At 66.8% G+C, this 19,281-nt stretch carries 10 protein-coding genes and 3 pseudogenes; 7 read left to right on the plus strand and 6 right to left on the minus strand.

Annotation, left to right across the window (positions count from 1 at the left end; translation table 11 throughout):
- Positions 1-60: 60 nt before the first annotated feature.
- The 5 genes from ACF08N_RS32335 to ACF08N_RS32355 all read right to left on the minus strand — a co-directional run bounded on the left by ACF08N_RS32335 (position 61) and on the right by ACF08N_RS32355 (position 6,621).
- The gene (locus ACF08N_RS32335) at positions 61-2,310 is read right to left on the minus strand and encodes a transposase (RefSeq protein WP_392328279.1); all 2,250 of its coding nucleotides are present in this window, start codon (positions 2,308-2,310) and stop codon (positions 61-63) included.
- 62 nt (positions 2,311-2,372) lie between these two features.
- Positions 2,373-3,029, minus strand: coding sequence for a TnsA-like heteromeric transposase endonuclease subunit (locus ACF08N_RS32340; protein WP_392328280.1), 657 nt, complete (start codon positions 3,027-3,029; stop codon positions 2,373-2,375).
- Between the two features lie 778 nt (positions 3,030-3,807).
- Positions 3,808-5,271: a UvrD-helicase domain-containing protein gene (locus ACF08N_RS32345; protein WP_392328281.1), complete on the minus strand. Its 1,464-nt coding sequence runs from the start codon at positions 5,269-5,271 to the stop codon at positions 3,808-3,810.
- A gap of 73 nt (positions 5,272-5,344) precedes the next feature.
- Positions 5,345-6,271, minus strand: a complete 927-nt coding sequence (locus ACF08N_RS32350; RefSeq protein ID WP_392328282.1) for a DUF6083 domain-containing protein — start codon at positions 6,269-6,271, stop codon at positions 5,345-5,347.
- An 86-nt stretch (positions 6,272-6,357) separates the two neighbouring features.
- Positions 6,358-6,621 carry a helix-turn-helix transcriptional regulator gene (locus tag ACF08N_RS32355; protein WP_392328283.1) on the minus strand — a complete coding sequence of 88 codons (264 nt, stop codon included), beginning with the start codon at positions 6,619-6,621 and terminating at the stop codon, positions 6,358-6,360.
- A 1,284-nt stretch (positions 6,622-7,905) separates the two neighbouring features.
- On the opposite strand from ACF08N_RS32355, the pseudogene ACF08N_RS32360 reads away from it, so the two are divergent.
- The 3 genes and pseudogenes from ACF08N_RS32360 to ACF08N_RS32370 form a co-directional block, all read left to right on the plus strand.
- Positions 7,906-8,421: pseudogene (locus tag ACF08N_RS32360) on the plus strand (NAD(P)-dependent oxidoreductase); the annotation flags it as partial.
- 373 nt (positions 8,422-8,794) lie between these two features.
- Positions 8,795-9,289, plus strand: coding sequence for a hypothetical protein (locus tag ACF08N_RS32365; protein ID WP_392328284.1), 495 nt, complete (start codon positions 8,795-8,797; stop codon positions 9,287-9,289).
- 16 nt (positions 9,290-9,305) lie between these two features.
- Positions 9,306-9,952, plus strand: a pseudogene (locus ACF08N_RS32370) (transposase family protein).
- Between the two features lie 79 nt (positions 9,953-10,031).
- Here the strand turns inward: ACF08N_RS32370 and ACF08N_RS32375 are convergent.
- Complete coding sequence (locus ACF08N_RS32375) at positions 10,032-12,047, minus strand: ATP-binding protein (protein WP_392328285.1); 2,016 nt, start codon at positions 12,045-12,047, stop codon at positions 10,032-10,034.
- A 424-nt stretch (positions 12,048-12,471) separates the two neighbouring features.
- On the opposite strand from ACF08N_RS32375, the pseudogene ACF08N_RS32380 reads away from it, so the two are divergent.
- The 4 genes and pseudogenes from ACF08N_RS32380 to ACF08N_RS32395 all read left to right on the plus strand — a co-directional run.
- Positions 12,472-12,618, plus strand: a pseudogene (locus ACF08N_RS32380) (pirin family protein); the annotation flags it as partial.
- Positions 12,619-13,293: 675 nt separating this feature from the next.
- Positions 13,294-15,822 (plus strand): SpoIIE family protein phosphatase, encoded by a 2,529-nt coding sequence (locus tag ACF08N_RS32385; RefSeq protein ID WP_392328286.1) that lies wholly within the window; start codon positions 13,294-13,296, stop codon positions 15,820-15,822.
- A 451-nt stretch (positions 15,823-16,273) separates the two neighbouring features.
- Positions 16,274-17,743 (plus strand): MFS transporter, encoded by a 1,470-nt coding sequence (locus tag ACF08N_RS32390; protein WP_392328287.1) that lies wholly within the window; start codon positions 16,274-16,276, stop codon positions 17,741-17,743.
- Between the two features lie 47 nt (positions 17,744-17,790).
- On the plus strand, positions 17,791-18,486 hold the full coding sequence (locus tag ACF08N_RS32395; protein WP_392328288.1) for a transporter: 696 nt from the start codon (positions 17,791-17,793) through the stop codon (positions 18,484-18,486).
- The last annotated feature ends 795 nt before the right edge of the window (positions 18,487-19,281 follow it).

Here is a 19,281-nt window from a genome sequence, read left to right on the forward strand (position 1 = left end):
GGTCGATGGGCGGGCCGGGCAGAAACGAGGGGCCTGTGGCACGTGAAGGGACGGACATGGTCAGTGGTTCTCTTCAGCATCATGGGAGTTGTCGAGGACATGAGGGCCCGTGGCCTCGTCGATGAGGTCCATGAGGCTGGTGCCGCGCAGCCGCTGGCTGAGGGATGCGGAGGGAGCGGGCTGATGTGCGCCCGCCTCACGGCGCCGACGCCGCTCGACGTCGATGGCGAGCTGGCCTTGCTCGACGCGCCGCTGCCAAGGCAGTTCGACGACATTGTCACTAGGCTCACTCGGATGTGGCACGCGTGGGGCAGGACGTGCGCTCCCTGCGCCCGGCAGGGGCGTATGGGGCCGGTCCGCTGCAGCTGAGGCCGCCTGTGCCTCCTCCCGCGCGATCTCGGTGCGCTGCGCTTTGGTCAGCCGGGTCGGCCACTGTTCCACTGGCACCTTGGCGCCGATCAGGTCCAGCAGCACGGGTAGGAGTTCCTTGTCCGACTTCGGAGCGAGACCCTGGCCCCTGAGGTCGCGCATGACCTGCCGTACCCGTGCATCGCTGAAGGCGGGCACTTGCCCCTCCTCGGGCAGCCCAACCCACCGCAACTGGTGCCACTCGTGGGTCAGCGGATCCTGGAAGTACACATTGCAGGGATCACGCGGGTCCCGGTGGAACACGTACTTGTTCTTCGCCACCCCGCCCCGGCCCGACCGGCGGAACCGCCAGTCGTCAAGAGCCGGCCCGTCGTACCACAGGTTCTTGATCTTCACGCCTCGGCGCCCGTGAATCGTCACCCGGTGCTGGGGGAGCAGCTTGTAGTAGAGGTCGGCAGAGGGGATCTGCAAGGCGAAGCCTCCCTGCGCCATGGAGGCGGCGAACAGCGAGTTCGGGCTGTGGTCCCCTAACGGGTCCCAGCTGGGCGCGTAGGATCCGAACCTGCGGTTCTGCCAGATCTTCACGATCCAGGTGGCGATGAGGTGCTCCATCTCAGCGACGGTCAGGCAGGCGTCAGCTTCTGGATTGAGCCCCCGGTCTGCCGCATCGATTCCCTGATATCCCAGAAGGATCCGGAACAGCAGTGACTGGATCGCGCCGAAGGCCCGCTCCACGGCCTGCTTGTCCGTCGGCCGCAGGACGCGGCTGGGGCGGACGTTCGCGCCGATCACACGCTGCACTTCGACAAGGTGATGATTCTTGTAGACGGAACCGTGGTCGGTGGTGACGGTCTCGGGAGAGAAGAACGGCAGCCCTGCGGTCTTGTGGCCGGCGAATTCGGTGACGACGGTGCTGGGGACTCCCGGGTAGGCCCACTCCATGTCCTCGCCCCAGTCGGGGCGCATCGGCAAAGGCATCATCACATCGCGCAGGATCATGGCGATGTCCACCGAGGTGTCTGAGACGAGCGTGAGCCGGAAGGCGACGATCGAGTGGGTGTAGACGTCGAGTGCCAGCGACAGGTGTACGTTCACCGGATCGCCGAACACGTTCTCGCGCACCTTGACAGGCAGGACCGTCGTATCGAGGGCCACGACCTGGCCCGGGCGGCTCACCACCACATGACGACCGGTCGCCACTTCCTGAGCCCGGGCAGCCGACACCGCATAGCGCTGACGGGCCCCGGAGGAACCGAACCACTCCTGCCACAACACGCGCAGCGTTTCATAGCTCGGGATCTTCTCTTCTGCCTCCTTGCCGAACTCCTCTCGCACGTACTGATGGATCAGCCGCTCACGGTCCTTGCCCGTGAGCTTGGATCGGTGCAGTGTTTCGTGGCGCACCGCGAGGATTGCTTCGCGTACCTCGGGCGTGATGCGGTGCCCCGTCGCCTCGCGCAGCCACCTGTCATTGGCGCATCCCACCGGCCCGAACTTACGCAGACCCAGGCCCCAGCGGACCAGGGTGCGGTAGCTGACCTTGTCCAGCCTCTGTTCTGCCGCCTGACATGGGTGGGCGACGGCGGCCTGGCGCAATTCGCGGACCTTGGCGTGCCGACGCTCGGTAAGAGTCGTGACGTCCGGGTCGTAGTCCGGCTTCGGTTCCCACGGCAGGGCTCTGAAAGGATCGCCGCTGCGAAACCCGGTTTCGACCTCGTGCAGATGCTCTACCCGCAGCATGGCCAGTCTGTGCTTGTCCGCCGGCAGATCGAGCATGGACTTGGGCTGTCGGCCGCGAGAGGCGGCTGGAAGGTCTTTGCGCGTACGAGTGGAAGGACGCACCGCCGGATGATGCATCAACTCCCGCACGGTCGTCTGCCACGGCGTGCCGTCAGACTGGTGAAGGACGATCTTCCCCGCCTCCGGCTGGAACTTCGCCACTTGCCAGGGAACTCCGTTGACGATGAGCTCACTGCCCACCGAAAGGTCCCAGGACGCCGCAGTCACCAGCGCCCCACTGCCAGTTGGCGCGCCGGCGACAGGCGCACCATGCTGGAATCCCTGAGCGGTCCCGACATTTCCACGCCGAGGCGGCGATGCCAAAGCAGATGTACCGCGTGAGCCCGGCCCACGGCCGGGAGACTGCAGCGCTCCACCAATTCACCGAACGGCTGTGGTCCCTCAGCCGCGGCGGCCAACATCTGAGGCTGCAGCCCCAACGGGTCGGAGAGTTCCCTGCGACCGGCGGAGAGCGAGTCGACGAGACCCACTACGTGATCACGCCAGCCCGTCACCACTGCGTAGTTCCAACCCATAGCCAGCGCGATCTCCGCACTCGCCGCGAACTTGACCTCGTCGTCGAAGGAGATCCGGTGTGCGGGACGGACGTCGATCAGGAACGGGATGCCCCTCATGAGCAGCAGAAAGTCGGGCGTGTGCTCAACTCTTCCTTCAGCGGTGTCGAAGCACATCCGAAATGGCTGGGCCAGGGCCTCCAGCAGGATTCCGGTGAAGTCCGCGGTCAGCAGGAATAGCTCTTCCTCGTGACTCTCAAAGCCGTGGTGACGTTGCGTACTCACAAGGTATTCAAGGCCGGGCCGATGCCATTGTCCCGTGCGCCACGTGAAACGTCGCACCGGGACACTGGAGAGCATGTCCACGTGATGAGTTTCCCTGACTGAGAAGTCGACGAGGTCACGCCCCAAGCGCCAGGCGGTTGTCCACCTCGAACTCCAGTCTGGCGGCTTTACCAGGTGGGCGACCGCATAGGGGGAGATGCTTCGGATACGGGCAAGGTCGGTGAGATCTGAGACGTCCGACCACAGCGGTGTGGCGGTTGCGGTAGCCGATACCGCATCGTGCAGAAGGGTCTGGGGCGCCATGTGTCTCGTACTCGCAGTGATGCAGCAGCAGTTTCCCGAATCATCGTGAGCCGGAATCTCGAGTTGCAAATCCTCCCGGACGACCGCACACCCGAGGTAGCGAAGTGTGGTAAAGGGGAGGGAGCCCGCAATGGCGAGACATCACGACCTCGACGGGGTCCGTGCTCTGGTGGAGACGTATGGCTACGGGGAGGCGTGATCGCAGCTGTCGGATCGGCGCGATGAGGCTTGGCCGAGTGCTGGCGCCACGGCGTGCGCGATCAAACGTGAGCGGAAGGTGCTTGCTGCTGCACCCTTTCGGGGGATCATCGGAGCAGGTTGTGGACAACCGTAGGGCGATGGTCGTGGCGGTCCGTGGAGGCTGCCAGGGGGGCCCGCCGCTCAGAATCCCGCTGCGTCGTGAACTGGTCAGGTCGTCGTGTGAGGGGCCGCAGGGCTGCGCGGTCCAGACGACTGGTGTTTCGTCGAACTGGACCAACGCTCTGGCGAGGCCGACGTCGCCGCCTCCTGTCGTGCAGCGGCCTGGTGGCGTGTGACCACTGGACCGCTGACGCTTTCAGGGTCGGCCTTGGGGGTGGTCATGGATCCAGCCCAACCCGCCGATGTCGAGCCTGCGGCGGGCGCGAGTTACGGCGACGTATGCAAGACGTGCCTCGCCCGGCTCGATGGGACCGGGGACAGGTCGTCCAGCGTCGTCTTGTTCGTCAGTGTCCTTCGGCGGTGCGAAGTCGGCGGCGATCTTCACGGCATTCCACTCCCTTCCTTTGGCCTTGTGGGCGGTGGACACGATGATCTCGGCCTGTGACTCGCGGCTCAGCTGGTTGACAGCAGCGAGGATGGCTTGCGTGCCATGGGTGTCGACAAGATCCACCAGGGGCTGCAGATCACGTCCGGAGGGGTCGTGCGAGGCGTAGTCCTGGACGGCTCCCCAGGTGGGGAAGAGGACGAGCTCGGGGTGGTTGGTGGGGCGGCCTTCCTGGAGTTGTTGGGCTGCGAGGGCCAGGGAGCGGAGACTGTCGCCCCCTCCTAGGAGTGCCACGTGACAGCCGGCTGACAGGAGCTCCATGACGTGTTGCATGGCTCCCACGTTGGTACGACAGAGGATCGCGTCCGGAGTGGCGACCGGTTGGAGATCGGTGGCCTCGGTGGTGCTGCCTCGTAGGCGCAGTGGTGATCTGGCGATGGAAAGCCACCGGTTGGCCTCTTCGGCGAGGACAGGACCGAATCTGAAGGAGAGGGAAAGACTGAGGGGGACTCCGTCGAAGCCCGCCATGACGTCTTTGGCGCCGCGCCACTGGTAGATGGCCTGGGCGGAGTCTCCGACCATGACGAGCTGAGCGTGGTGGCGCTGGTTGTCGAAGACCTGCTCGACGACGGGGTTGGTGTCCTGGGCTTCGTCGAGGAGGAGAAAATCTGCGTGAATCTTCGGGTTGGTCAATGACCAGATCTTGAGAAAATGGTCGGGGTCGAAGCGGACTACGCCGTCGTCGGGGTTCTGCAGGTCGGCCCAGGCCTTCTCGGCGTAGGGAGTGATGAGGGCGGCGAATTCTTGATGATGCTCCGAATCAGTCATGCCGCGGAGGAGTGGGACGTGGCGCGGCAAGAGGTCAGCGTCCGCAGAGTGGCAGAAGCGAGTCACGGTGCGCAGGACGGTGTTGGACACCGTGGTGGGGGTGAGCGTGTGGCCTGCGATGCGGACCGGTTTGTTGATTCCGAGGTCCTGTCCGGTCCGCCAGGCGGGCCGACGTGGTGCGCCGAGTCGGCGTGAGTACTGGTGGCCGAGGGCCGCGTAGGCGAGGGCGTGGGCCGTCTTACAGGTGACGGTGGAGGGGAAACGTGTGGCGGCTTCCTGGGCGATGGCGCGGTTGTAGGCAAGGTAGCGTCCGCGGCGCTTGGTACCGCGGGCGAGGAGGGCGAGGGTGGAGGTCTTTCCGGTGCCGGCTCCTGCCTGGAGGGCCATGTGGTGGCCGGCGTTGAAGTGGTCGGCCGCGTGTGTCTGCTCGTCGGTGGGGGTGAACAACGGGGGTGTGCTCCGGATCGGGTGATGGGGTCAGGCGGAGGGGTGACGCCAGGCGGTGTTGACCGCCGTCGTCCTAGGGGAGTTGGAAGGTCTCGGCCGGCAGCCGGGTGGCAAGGTGCGCGTGGTGAACCACTGGGTCGAAGAGTTCCCAGTCGACCATGGCCAAGTCCGGCGCTCCGGTTGTGACGGCGTGCGTGGGGCAACGTTGGGTTTGCCAACGCACTTGTTCGCTGTAGGGGAGGCGGCCGAGGTCATACACGGCGAAGTCAGATGCGGGCAGGTCGAGCCGTTGATGGCTCCGGCGATGAGGAGATGCGGGCATGAGGGTCCAATGTCCGCCGGGCGTTCCGTGGGACAGGAGACGATGCGTACAGCGCTTCTGGCGTGTCGTCTGCGCGACGCACTGGATGTCCTCGATCGGTACGGCGCCGATGTATCGGGTGTAGAGGAGTTGCACGACGGGGCGCAGAGGCCGACATGTGTTCGCCTCGTTTCGCCTCGTCTCAGAGGCGGAGAGGGGGACGAAGGCTCCGGTATCGGTGAGACGACGAGTGTTGAGTGCCAGACACCGCCTGAGGTCCTCGAGCGGAGAGTGCAGTGTCCCCGGTTCGGCGCGGGCAGGGCACAGAACCACGTGGGCGAGACGGCACCACCGGCCGCCGCCGTCGGTCGGATGGGCGACCCCAGACGCGAGATGCCAGCGATGGTCGACAGGAGCGTGCGCGGACGGTACTTCGCCGGGATGCAGGCTGACGTATCGATGGCCCGCCGCGTTGTGCCATTCGATCTTGTTGCCGCATTCCCGGCAGCGAGAGCACTGGCCGGCGCCCAGCAGTCGGCTGGGACTGTCGGGGGCGATGACCAACGTGCGGCGGTGGCGGGTGAAGACGGGGGTGCCGTCCCAATGACGGCCCGTGCGAGTGGAGCGCATGCCGGAAGGATCCAGCCAACACACCGGTCTTTCGGTGATCGCTGCTGCCAGTTCGCCCGACTGGCGCATTTCCTACGTGCAGGGATTCGAGAGTTCGGTCGCTTGTTCCCGCTCTCTAGTCGATTCGGGTGATGTTGCTGCGGTCGCGGGGGGCGCTACTCGGCAGTGCTGCCAGGTTGGGAGTGGCCCTCGCAAAGGGTGGCGAAGAGGTCCGCGAAGTCGACCTCGAAGGCGTGGCCGAGCGCGTGCCAAGTGTCGAGCGATCCGATGGTGCGCCCCTGCTCGATCTCGATGAGTGTGCGTCGGGACTTGCCGGTTTTCTCGGCGAGATCGTCGTAGGACCAGCCGCGCTCGTCCCTCAGGCGCGCGAGTCGAAGGCGTAGAGCTTCGAAGTTCGGCTCGGGCGGCAAGATCGTCACTCGCCCATCCGATGATGCGTCAGCCCATGCTGTCAGTGCAGAGGTCTGCCCTATTTGTGCCGTGGTGAGGAGGCCATCGAAGGGCAGAGGTCTGCACTACGGTGTGCGCCCGTCGCGACACTCGCCAAAGCGAAGCCCTCCGGCGCGGTCGAGCAGAGGGTGCAGAAAGGAGACGGAGGCTGATGAGGCTGTGCACCACACGCCCTGCGGCACCGCGCACGTGGATCGTGGAACTGCGTCCACTTCCCGAAGGTCCGGTCCTCACATGCCCTCAGTGCTCATCGAAGCCTCAGGCGGTCGAAGGAAGGTCCGCGCGGGCCGCTGCACTCGCGCACCTCGCGCAGCACGCCCGTGCGTATCCTTTGCCCCCACACCTGAGGACGTGTCAGTGCCATGACCGAGGCTGCCGCTGGCACCCCCGCCACCGTGGCTGCGCGGGTCCGGTGCTCCTGGTACTCGCCCGCGAACGCGGGGGACGTCGATGGCGGCTCACCGATGCCTGCACTGCCTGCGCGCACTCCATGGCGCACGCCTCGGTCGTGCCACCGACACGGCTGGCCGCACCGTCCCATCGCCCGCCCCGCGCTGTGGTGGCGCGGAGGCCATCTCTCTCCGCCGACCGTGAACTGGTCGGCCAGATGCTGAACTATCTGGCCTCCTCGCTGCCTCTCGCCACGACACCCGTAGCGCGTCTTCTCGCGCTCCAGTCCCTACTACGCGCGACTTCCTACGGAGACGTCGGTCTCCCCGTCGGGCTTGTGCGGGGCATGGGGGAACGATCGCCGGAGTGCGCGTGGCAGGAACTCGTGGATTTCCGGTTCATCACGCCTGATGTGAACCTTGGCGTGTACGTAGGCAGACTCACCGATCCCGTGGGCCGAATGCGTGGCCGGGTAGTCCGTCGCCGCGCCGCCGATTGGGCACTTCGTACTGCTCGACCGACTCGACTACGCGAACTCAACCCGGCTGGCCGGCTCCTACTGGTTGGGCTCAAGGCGTTCACGGACGATGCCGGAGAGGGTGGCTTGGTCCATAGCGCGCAGATGAGCCGCATTTCCGGGCTCAACGGAAGATCGCTGGAAGATGAGCTAGAACTTCTCGTGTCGGCGACTGTACTGGCGACCTGGCAGGTCGATCCTGATGCGGAGGAGCTGGTGTGGCGATGGACGTAAGGGGTGCGCGGCGGCCACGGTCGTATCGGCACTGCCCGGTGCCGTCCTTGGTGTCTAACGACTGCCCGGCGTTGGACGTCTTGCGCAGCCGCCACTGGAGAGGAGCAAGGCCATGGCTCAGATCGTCGCGCACGGGGTGCTGCCCGACGAGCCGTCCGCTGCTGGAGGCGGCGCTTGAGGGACGGCGCCGTGTCCGCTGCCTGGAGTGTTCCTCAACGAGGACACCGCGGCGACGGCCACCGGGTACGAGATCGTCAGCAGCAGCGTGAACGACGCGCTGGACGCATGGGTTCTGCGGCTCCTCGCCCAGGGCGGGACACGGATGATCGTTCAGCGCTCCACGGGCTACAACAACATCGACGTCGATGAGGCCCGCAGGCTCGGCATCGGTGTGGCCCGGTGTCGTATTACTCCCCCTACGCCGTGGCCGAGTTCGCCTGGGCCTTGGCCCTCGCGGTGAACCGCCGCTTGGTCCGGGCGACGGGCCGGACCCGGGAATTCGATTCCCTGACACGGCCGTACCGCCGGCGTCCTGGGCACGGGCAAGATCGGCACCGCCTTCGCCAGGATCGCCCACGGCTTCGGCATGCGCCTGCTCGGCTGGGACCTCACCGAGAACGCCGAATGCCGGGGGTGACGGTCCGTGATGCTGGGGCGGATGTCGTCTCAGGGGTCGTAGGGAACTCCAGCGCCCGAGGATGGGCTTCAGGTCGTCGGCTCGTAGTTCGGGGATGTCGGGCAGGCTGGGTGGTGGCTTCAGCGGGTCGAGACGCTCGACGGTGGCTGCCACCCAGTCGGTCCATGCCTCGGATTCGGCTCAGGTCTGCCCCGGTGGCATGGATTCGACTCACGTACGTACGGCGCTTAAGTACTTCGCGAGTCGGGTGGCGTGACGCCATGCTGCTTCCTGTGCCTCGAGTGCTCAATGTCAGACGCCGGCTATAGGGTCCGTCCGTGAGGGCCTGGGGCGTGTGACCCTGCGCTGTGTCCGGGGAGGACATATGGCTCTGTTGACTTCCGCGCTTCTGGCGAAGGCGGCCACGCCGTGGGCTGGCAAGCTCGCGCTGAGCGGGTTCACAAAGGTCATTCGCAGGCCCAGGGTGGCGCGTGCCGCGGCCAAGCGGGCCACTGATGCCGGGATTCCAGTGACTGCGAAGTCGCTGCGAATCTGGCTGGCGCGCAAGGACACCGGTGAACAGCTGCGCACATGCAGTGAGGTATCGCTAGACCAGGCGGCTGGACGCCTCGCGTACATGATGCCCGGCGGCAGTGCTGAGGCACGCCGTGGCAATGCGCTGCAGGTGCTGTGGATCGTAATGGAGGAGTCGGTGCGTGCCGCCGATCCCTCGCAGGCGGCCCTTCTCGTCGGTAGCTGGGGGCTGCAGACCACGAAGGAGGAGGGGCAGAAGACTCGGGACCAGATCCGCGAACTTCAGCAGGATGTGCGAGGCCGCGACGGTCTTGAGCGGGCCGTGCGTACGCTGCAAGTCACTTGAGCGGCTCTGCAGCGCGATGAAGTGTCCCGACCAAAATCGACGGTGCCTCACAGGAGTCGCGCGCTTGTCTACCCGTCGTCGATCGATTGATCTATCCAGCCGCACCCTGCGCTACCTGAGCGCTCAGCTGCATGCCCGGCGGCGGGAGGTCGGAACGCGCTGGCGGCGTCTGCCCACGGACTGACACAGGCCCTGCTCGCCTCGACCCTGACCGAGGCGATGACTACCATCCGGACCAAGGTGTTCGTGATTTTGGACGGCACCGTCCTGCCGATCGACCGGATCGCCGCCGACACCCCGTACTACGCCGGGAGACACAAGCGCCACGGCATGAACGTCCAGGTCCTCACCGATCCGTTCGGGCGGCTGCTGTGGACGTCACCCGCCCTGACCGGGTCCGTCCACGACCTGACCGCCGCACGGCCACACGGGATCATCGACGCGCTCGCCGCGGCCGAGCTGAAGTGCTGGGCGGACAAGGCGTACCAGGGAGCCGGCACCGCGTCCCGTTCAGAGGCCGTCGCCTCAAGTGGTGGCAGCGTCGGCACAACAGCACACAACAAGATCCGTTGCCTCGGCGAGCAGGTCATGGCCACTCTGGAGGGCTGGCGCCTTCTGCGGAAGATCCACTGCAGCACCAACCGCATCACCGCGATCGTCTAAGCCGTTCTCGTCCTTCAGCACGCGTTAGCGTGAAGTTGGAAAAGGCTCCGTGGCCTGGGGGCTGTCGTCGCTCCTACTTTCACACCAGATCCGCTGCTGCGTCCGTCAAGCCTGAGACGCCGGCTCCGGTATCGCCTGTCTGCCCTTCACGCGGAGCTGGAATCAGAGCGTCCGGAAGGTATGGGAGGTGGGAGTGGCGCAGGTAGTCGATCGCCTGCTCGACCGACGGGTCATGGTCGAAATGCTCCTTGAAGTATTGCAGGCGGCCCTTGCTCTCATCGATCAGCTCGGACCACGTCTTGACCCAGACGCGGACGGTGTATTCGTTCTCCTTCAGATCCCAGATGCACCCCCGGGGCCTGCCCGCCTGCCTGGCCTCCGCGCGCAGGACCTTGCTCATCTCTGAAGTGACGAGCCAGAAGTCCCACTCGGCTCTGACGTCCGCGAACTGGGCGTCCTCGACCACGGCCAGCGCATAGCTCTTGATCTGCTGGAGCTCCCTGTCACCCACCTTGACCTTGGGCGCCTTCAGCTCCACGACCAGATGCTGCTGCCGGTCGTGCTCGCGCCTGGACCTCGACAGCATGAGGTCGACGATCCCCACCGATCCGTCCTCCCGGTACACGGGCTGAGGGTTCCGGTTGCCGCGCCCGAGAAGGTCAAGGTGGCGATCGAGCACCTGGTCGAGGGAGCGATCGCTCACGAGCAACTGGTAGTGCTCGCCGAACACCCACGTCTCGTTCTCGAGGATCTTGTGAAGCTGCGACCTCTCCTTGACGAGCTTCTTGACCTCCGGATCGAAGACCATGTGCGAGAGGGCCGCGAGGAAGTCCAACCTGTCCGCAACGCTCGTGGACGCCCTGATGATGCTCGACAGGCTCGTACGATTCAGCAGGCGATCGAGCTCCGACTTGTCGTCACTCGTGAGGCGGAAGACCTCGTCGAGGATCCGGTTCACGTTGCTCGGCTGGTGCTTGACCGATTCGCGCAGCAGGGCGAGCGTGGCCTTCTGATGCTTCGCCGGCCGAGGCATATGGCGGTGAATGGTGGATGCCACGATGTCGAACGTCTCCCGCTCGACCTTCTCGGCCTCGCTCGTCGGTTCTGTGTCGTACGGGTAGAGGCCGGCGTCCTTCCACTGGTCGACCACCTCCTTGCGGCGCTCTACGGCCCGCTTCCGGAAGTACGACCTCAGGTGTTCCCGCGTGGCGGCCAGAAGTGATGCCACCGGACCGTCGGAGGCTTCACCCAGCAGGAAGTCACCACGGTGCTCCGTCATCCGGTCCCAGAGGACATAGGTGGTGAAATCGAAACCGGGCGCCTGGATCCTCGTCTCCGTGATGTCGACGGGGACACCGAGGGCATCGCACAGGTGGAGCTCGCGTTCCACCCGCATGTCCCATTCGATGATCCGGACGACAGCGGTCTCCATAGCGCCGTCGTGCTCGAACTCGATCCGTTCCTCAGCGTGTTTCTGGATGACCGCGGTGGGGTCGATCTTCTCCCCGTCGAAGACGATCTCGACCTTGGTATACCTGGCCAGGTATGGAGCGAACTCCGTCGTCAGCAGACTCCGCGCGCGATCGGCGGTGAGGCGGTCCAGAACCACCGACTGCCGGCCCCAAGCCTCGACCAGTGTTCCCGTCGGTTCCTCCGTGGACGTGGAGTCGCCGATCTGGAAGTCGTTGCGCGAGGCGTTGTGCGCCGTCACCGTTGTCTTCTGCAGGCCGTCAATTCCCTTGGCAACGGTGGTCCACCTGATGAAAGCACCGAGGGCGAACGCGCGCAGACGGCCTTGGCCAGCACGGCCGTGCAAGGGGCGGCCGCCGACCGTGGTGTGGCTATGCTTCTTCCACGAACCACCGATCTTCTCGAAAGCGGTCGTGCAGCCCTCAGGGGTGATGCCCTCCCCGTCGTCCGCAATCATGACCTTGTCCACCGCACCGGTGGCCGACCGCTCGATGGTCACCGTGACCTTGGTGGCGTCCGCGTCCAGCGCGTTCCAAATGAGTTCCTTCACGGCCCCCACGGGATCGTGCTCTCTCGCCAGACGCTCGACATGGTCTTCAGCCGCTTCCAGGTGCACACGTCTCATCGCGCCAGTTTTGCAGGGCTTGATCACTCTGGGTAGAGGGCCTCTCAGCTCCTTGTCAGGTCCTCCGCTGGCTCGGACGTACGCCACCGCCGGTCAGGGAGTCCCTCCTCAGCCTGGCGAGAGGCGGTGTCGGAGCTGTTACCGACAGTTCTGCGCTCCCGTCGGGGCGCGCCGAGTGGGGGGACCGGTTATCGGTTCGGTGAGCCGGGCTGACCAGCCCCCACCTCCCAGGCCACGGCGGGCAGGCGGGGGCGGCCCCGTCACGGCGGCCCAGTTCGCAGCGTGATGCCGACCGGCATGCTTGGGTCAACTGGCAATTTACGGGTGAATCGGGCTACCCGGAGGCATGACAATGCTGATTTTTGCTGCTTCGGCGGATGCGAACGCCTCTGACCTGCAGAAACGTCGACTGATCAAGTGGTGGTGGATCTTCGTGGGCCGATCCGGTGACGAGATCGTACAGGCGCGAGAGGACTGGGAGAAGGGCTCGCGCTTCGGTGAGGTCCACGGCTACGACGGTGCCCGCCTGACCGCCCCGGAACTGCCCGCCACCCCGCTGAAGCCGCGGGGCGAGTGCGCTGACCTGGACAAACGTGGGAGCGGGCGGGCCGTGCTCCTCCTCGCGCCCGCGATGCCAGGACCCCCGATCCGCTGCCGGTCCTGTGGTCGAGAGGGGGAGGTCCACTGGGCTCGCGAGGGAGCGTGTCGAGTCTCGTCTCAAGTCATGTGTGCCAGGGTTCAATCGGATCGATGCTGACCTTTTGCTGACTTATCTGACCCATAGTCAGATGGCGGGTCTCGCTGCTGCCGTTGCAGATAGGGGGCGGAGTGGCGGGATGCGCCGTCTTCAGAGAGATCGTGGCCGTACGCGACGACTTTGCTGAGGTGATCTGAGGGGCAAAGCAGTGCGCCCATGGGTGGTGCTCCCGGTCGCTACGGTCTGGTGCTGAGGGATTTACGTCTAGTACTCCAGCCAGACTTTGATCTTTTGCCTGGTCATCGGCTTGGGATGGGGGGGTGCGGCGGGGTGGTGCCGGGCGTGGGACGGGTTCGTGCGGCTTGTCCCGTGAACGAGTGCCCGCGCCGTGTGTAGTGACATCTGCGGGCTCTGGCCTGGTGCCGGCGGCGCCATCGTGACTAGTTCATCGAGTGGTCGCCCCGTGCGGCAGATTGTCGGTGGACAGCTGCCAGCGGACGGCGAATCTCCGCTGGTGTGAGGTCAGGGATCTTGGCATGATCCAGTCGATTGGTAAAGGTCAATCGACTGGATCATGCGATCAGCGTAGGGAAATGGGCTAGGTGCGAGATCCGGCGATACATTGGACAGGCCACGGCTCCGTACCACCGGACACTCGGAACGGCCATGACTGAGCTCAGCAACCCCCCGGACGCGGGACCCTCACGAGGCGGTCTTTCCGCCGGTGTGGCTGCGGCCGATGACGCGATCATGCTGCTGGACGACGAGCGGCGGCTCGTAGGGTGGAGCCGGGAGGCCGAGACGCTGTTCGGATATCGCCCGGATGAGGTGTCGGGACGTCCTGCCGACGCGATCCTGGCCGACGCGGACACCGGCGTCGGCGTGTTCGCCGACGGGAGGCGTCGTGGGCGGACGCCGGACATCCGGTCGGTACGCCACCGTGACGGGCACCGCGTCGACGTGGCCGTCGACTGCCGTCGACTGTCCGACGGCGCATCCGGGGTTACTTGGCTCGTCCGGGCGATGCCCGCGAGAGAACTGCGCGAGCGGGCCGTCGATCGAGCCGTGACGGACGGGCTCTACCACCAGTCGCCCGTCCTGCTCACCATCTACGAGACGGACGGCCGGATTCGCTGGTTCAACCACGCGGTCGAAGCGCAGTTCGGCGTCCGCGTGGAGGAATGCGCAGGGAAGTCCCAGAAGAGCCTCCTCCCGGAGGGGACGCTCCTGTACGACGAAGGCCGTGAGGTGCAGGACGTCGAGGAGATCATCCGACGCGTCGCACGGACCGGCGAACCGGTGATCGACATGCGCTACCGGAGCGTCACCCCGCTGGAGCCCCTGCGCGAGCACGTCTGGACCGCCTCGTACTTCGTGCTCAACGACGAGGAAGGGGTGCCCGTCGGGGTCTGCGAGACCGGCGTGGACATCAGCGAGCGTTACGTGGCGCAGCAGCGCCTGGCGTTGCTCAGCAGGGCGGGGTCCAGTATCGGTGGGACTCTGGACATGCGGCGCACGGCGGGTGAGCTGGGCGATCTGGTGGTTCCGGAGTTCGCGGACGCGGTCGTGGTCGACCTGTTCGCGGCGGTGCTGAACGGGCAGGAACCCCCTGTGCCGGCGAACGGCCGCAAGGCCGGTTCCGAGCTGTGCGAGGTGGCCCGGAACGCCCGGGCCGCGGCGGTCGGTGACATCGCGGCCGCGGCCCTGGACGCGGTAGGTCCGAGGTGTCTCGCGGACGGCGCGACCGTCTCCGACCCGGCGTCCGGTGCTCTGGTGGTGCCGATGGAGTCCCGGGGCGTGGCCATGGGGGTGGTGGCCTTCGTACGGTCCGCGCCGCGTGATCCCTTCGATGCCGAGGAAGTCGCGCTGGCCGAGGAATTGGCGTCCCGCACCGCAGTGTGTGTGGACAATGCCCGCCGGTATGCCCGAGAGCACGCGACCGCGCTGACGTTGCAGCAAGACCTCCTGCCCCGCGCGCTGCCCCGGCCGGCCGGGGTGGAGCTGGCCCACCGCTATCTGCCGGCAGCGGGGCCGGTGGGTGTCGGTGGGGACTGGTACGACGTCATCCCGCTGTCCGGGGCGCGCGTCGGGTTCGTGGTCGGGGACGTGGCGGGCCATGGCATGAACGCTGCCGCCACCATGGGGCGTCTGCGTACGACCGTGGCCGCCCTTGCGGCGCTCGATCTCGCGCCCGAGGAACTTCTCGCCCGCCTGGACGATTTGGTGGTGCAGGCCGGTGCCGTCCGGACGGCGGACGAGGCGGAGGACCAGGCGTTCGGCGTCACCTGCCTGTACTCGATCTACGACCCGGTCTCGCGGCGCTGCGTCATGGCCCGAGCGGGCCACCCGCCTCCTGTTCTGGTCGCGCCCGGTGGACGGGCCGAACTCCTCGACCTTCCTGCCGGGCCGCCGCTGGGCCTGGGCGGCCTTCCCTTCGAGAGTGCGGAGGTCGAGGTCCCGGAAGATGCGGTGCTCGCGCTGTACACCGACGGACTGGTGGAAAGCCGGGACCGGGACATCGAGGCGGGGATTCGTACCCTGTGCGAGGCGGTTTCCCGCCCTGGGCGCGACCCGCTGGAACACCTCTGCGACAGGGTCACCGCCGCATTGCTGCCGCGGCCGCCGGAGGACGACGCCGCCTTGCTCCTGATCCGGATGCACGCCCTCGCGGAGGACCAGGTGTCCACCTGGGACATTCCCGCCGACCCCGGCGAAGTGGGCCGCGCACGGTCGCTGGTCGGTGAACGGCTCGAACGGTGGGAAGTCGACGAGGGCGCATCGTTCACCGTGGAACTCGCCGTCAGCGAACTGGTCACCAACGCGATCCGCTACGGCCACCCACCGATCCGCCTGCGGCTGATCCGGGAACGCGGACTCATCGTCGAAGTCTCCGACGGGGGCCACACCTCCCCGCACCTGCGGCGAGCCGCGATGGAGGACGAGGGAGGCCGCGGCCTCTTCCTCGTCGCCCAACTGACGCAGCGTTGGGGAACCCGCTACACGCCGACCGGCAAGACGATCTGGACCGAACTGTCTTTGGAGCCTCACGAGCTCACGCCGCTGGCGTTCGGGCTGTGACCCGCTGGTCGAGACCTTCCATCCGGTGAAGATCTGACCTCTGCCTGCGGAGCGGAGCGCTCGCCCGCCCCCAGGTCCTCCCGCCGGGGTTCCACGCACCGCCGTGGCCGGGTCATGAATTTTCTTAGTCGTACGTCTTGAACGGATGACTAACTTGGTCCTAGCGTACGGGGCGGCGCCGCTCCGAGCGCCGCCCCTGTGGCGGAGCGGTCTTGTCATGGCAAGAACAAGCTTGCCCTGCTTTCCTGCCGACGCCCTCGCGGGCGCCGCGACCGAGGTGATCACGAGCGATCGCGGCGTGATCACCGACGGGCTCTCGACGGGCGACGACCTCGCTTTCCTGCGCCCCGAGGAAAACCCCTGCCGCCCATGCAGCTGCTCGGCCATGAAGGCCGCCTCGCCATCGGCGCCGGGCGCCCGGGCCCCATCTGATCAGGAACCGGAGAAACCCATGACAGAAACCCACCGGCCCGCCGGCCTCGCCCACGAGGCGCCTTCGCGCCCCGTGAAGAACAAGTGGGCGCTCATCGGCGTAGCCGCGCTGCTGGTCGTCCTGACCAACGCGGTCGTCTTCGTCCTGCCGCCGCTCCTGCCGGTCATCCAAGCGCAGTACCACCTCGCCACAGTGGCCGACACGACATGGATCTACTCGGTGCTCACCCTCGGCGGGGGAGCCGGTTTCATCCTGCTGCCGCGCCTCGCCGACGTGCACGGCGATCGGAACACCTCCGTGGCGGCCGCCGCGTTCCTCACCGTCGGCGCGCTCGTCCCCGCCGTCGGCGACTCGTATCCGACCCTTCTGGTCGGCTGCGCCCTGATGGGCTTCGGTGGCGCGGCGCAGCTGCTCCCGCTCGGTTTCCTGCGCCGCAGTCTCGGCGAGAGCGGCATCCCGGTGGGAGTCGCTGTCCTGGTCATCGCCACCGGCGTCGGCATCGTCGCCGGCATGATCGGCGGCGGCTTCATCGTCGAGAACCTGTCGCTGCGAAGCTTCTTCGTCATCCTCACCGCCGCGTGTGCGGCCACGACCGTTGCGTCCTACGCCACGATCCCGCACGCCCCGCCCGCCGAGCGCGCCCGCCGCATCGGAGTGCTCGGCACGGTGTGGATGATCGCGTGGGTCGCTGCCATCCTGCTCACTCTGACGCAGGGCCTCGTGTGGGGCAGCGCCGCGCTCATTCCGCTGGTGGCCGGCATCGTCGGTGGCATCGCCTGGGTGCGCGTGGAGCGGAAGTCGTCCTCGGCGGTGTTCGACGTGGCACTGATGAAGGCGCCCCTGGTCACCGCTTCGTGTCTGTGCAGCGCGTTGTTCGCGGCGGTGAACTCGGCCTTCTTGCTCCTGCTCAGCACGTACGCCCAGATCGCTTCCGAGGCCCTTCGCCCTGCGGACGCCTACGGACTCGGGCTCAGCGCGCTGGACACCGCGTGGCTCATGGTGCCCTTCGCGGCTGCGTTCCTGGTGCGTGGTTCGGTGCTCGACCGTGCCTTGTTCAGCGGGCGTGGTGTGCACGTCTTCATTCTCGGAGCGCTCATCAGCGCGGCGGGACTCGCCTGGCTCGCCGTGGCGCACGACCGGCCTTGGCACTACCTCGTGGGCGCTGCCGTGATCGGTCTCGGATGCAGGATCGGCTACACCGCGAGCCTCACCCTGGTGCAGATGGCAGTGCCCGAGGAGAAGGCCGGCATGGCCACCGGTGCCGCCGGCACCTTCATGGCTGTGGGTTTCGCCCTCGGCACGGCGCTGGTCAGCGTCAACCTCAGTGCGTCCGTGGTCCCGGTGCCCGGAACCGGACTCGAGGTCGCCGCGAAGGGCCTCTACGGCATCGGCTACGGGATCTCCGGCCTTCTCGCCCTGCTCGTCGTGGTGACCGTGCTGACCTCACGCGCCCGGTCCGGCCGACGGGCCGAAGCTACCGCGTCTTGAACACGACTCCTCGCTCCGAGAGAGCCTGACCAAAGGAACCGCACGCCATGAAAGAACTGCTGCTCATGCTGGCAGACATCTGGATGATCTTCGTCGGCTTCTTCTACGGCTGGAAACTCATCCGGCGGTACGGCAACTACCTGCTCGGTCTCGAGTGGTTCATCATCGCCGTATCCGGCTCGAACTTCCTCGTCTGGTCCGTTCTCGGAGGCGACGAGGGCAGCCCCATGTACTCCATCGCGTATTTCCTTGATGCCTTCACGCGATCGGTGGGCGTCTCCCTGATTCTCATCATGGGCCTGATGCGCGTGACGCACCGGTACAAGCCCACGTTGGCGGTCGACATCGGTGTGTTCGCGCTGGGCATCGTCGCCGCGCTGTATCTCCGGCAGTTCCACGGCCATGGGCTCCACGTCGTGTCGGCGACGTTCTACGTCGTCGTCAACGCGGTCTCCACCGCGTTCCTCGCCTACCTCTCGTGGCGCCTCTGGAAGATCCGTGCCGGAGGCCTGGCCATCGGGGCCGCACTGGCCACCGCCGCGGCCACCGCGATCGCCGTCATGTACGACTTCTTCCCGATCCCCGGCGACGACGAGTACGGCACCGTCTTCTACATCTTCGCTCTCACCACCTGGGGAACCCAGCTCTTCGTGTACTTCCTCTCGTACCGCGCTCTGCACGACCACAACGTGGCCACGGGTGCGGAGCCGGCCTCGGACGAAAGGAGCGTCGCTCGGGCCTGAGCGACACACCGAGGGCCCGACACCCGTGTCGGGCCCTCCGCCGGAACGGGACGGCCGGAGGCGTGCGGCGCCGGCCGCCTGCTTCGCCATGAGGAGATGTCTGGACCACGACGTTGGAGTGGTTCACATGAGTGAGTCGGTTCCTCTGCGAGTGTGGGATGGCGGGCTGTGTTCGAGCAGCTTTTTGAGGAGCTACCCGTCGACGTCGATCTGCCGGAGGGCGAGGACGCGAGTCCGGGGCACGTCATCGAGCAGTGCCTGACGCGAGCCATGCGGTGGAGCGTGGAGAACCCCGTCCGGATGCGGGCAATGGTCGAGGTCACGCTGTGGACCGAGCGCTACGACCCCGAGCTTTCCGTCAGCTTCTACGACGTCTTCCTCAAGTCGTCGGGAGGCCGTCCTGCGCCGGGTCGACGTACCGCTCCCGGACGAGGAGCTCCACTCAGTGCTGGGGGGCGATATCCCTGGTCGACGGGCTCTTACTGCAGATGCTCACGGGTGACATGGGGCGCACGTTGCGCGACACGGCGACCGCCTGCGCGATGCTGAAGGCCTTCCTGAACGAGAGCGCGCACAAGGCCGATGCGGTCGGCGATTCCGTGATCGCGTGACCATCGGCGCGGGCGGGAGTGGCCTGGGCCGGGCTCTTGCTCCGGCCGCCGTCCAGTCCGAGAAGCGGCGGGGGGGGGGGGGGGGCCCCCCCCCCCCCCCCCCCGCCCGCCCCCGCCCCCCCCCCCCCCCGCGGGGGGGGCCCCCCCGGGCGGGGGGGGGGGGGCCCGGGTTTTGGGAAGTGCC

It is taken from the genome of Streptomyces sp. NPDC015127 (genome assembly GCF_043080095.1).
Taxonomy (GTDB): domain Bacteria; phylum Actinomycetota; class Actinomycetes; order Streptomycetales; family Streptomycetaceae; genus Streptomyces.

Coding starts and splice junctions, on each gene's coding strand:
- ACF08N_RS32350 (WP_392328282.1), bottom strand. CDS start 6,271: ATGCGCCAGTCGGGCGAACTGGCAGCAGCGATCACCGAAAGACCGGTG.
- ACF08N_RS32365 (WP_392328284.1), top strand. CDS start 8,795: ATGGCTCTGTTGACTTCCGCGCTTCTGGCGAAGGCGGCCACGCCGTGG.
- ACF08N_RS32375 (WP_392328285.1), bottom strand. CDS start 12,047: ATGAGACGTGTGCACCTGGAAGCGGCTGAAGACCATGTCGAGCGTCTG.
- ACF08N_RS32390 (WP_392328287.1), top strand. CDS start 16,274: ATGACAGAAACCCACCGGCCCGCCGGCCTCGCCCACGAGGCGCCTTCG.
- ACF08N_RS32395 (WP_392328288.1), top strand. CDS start 17,791: ATGAAAGAACTGCTGCTCATGCTGGCAGACATCTGGATGATCTTCGTC.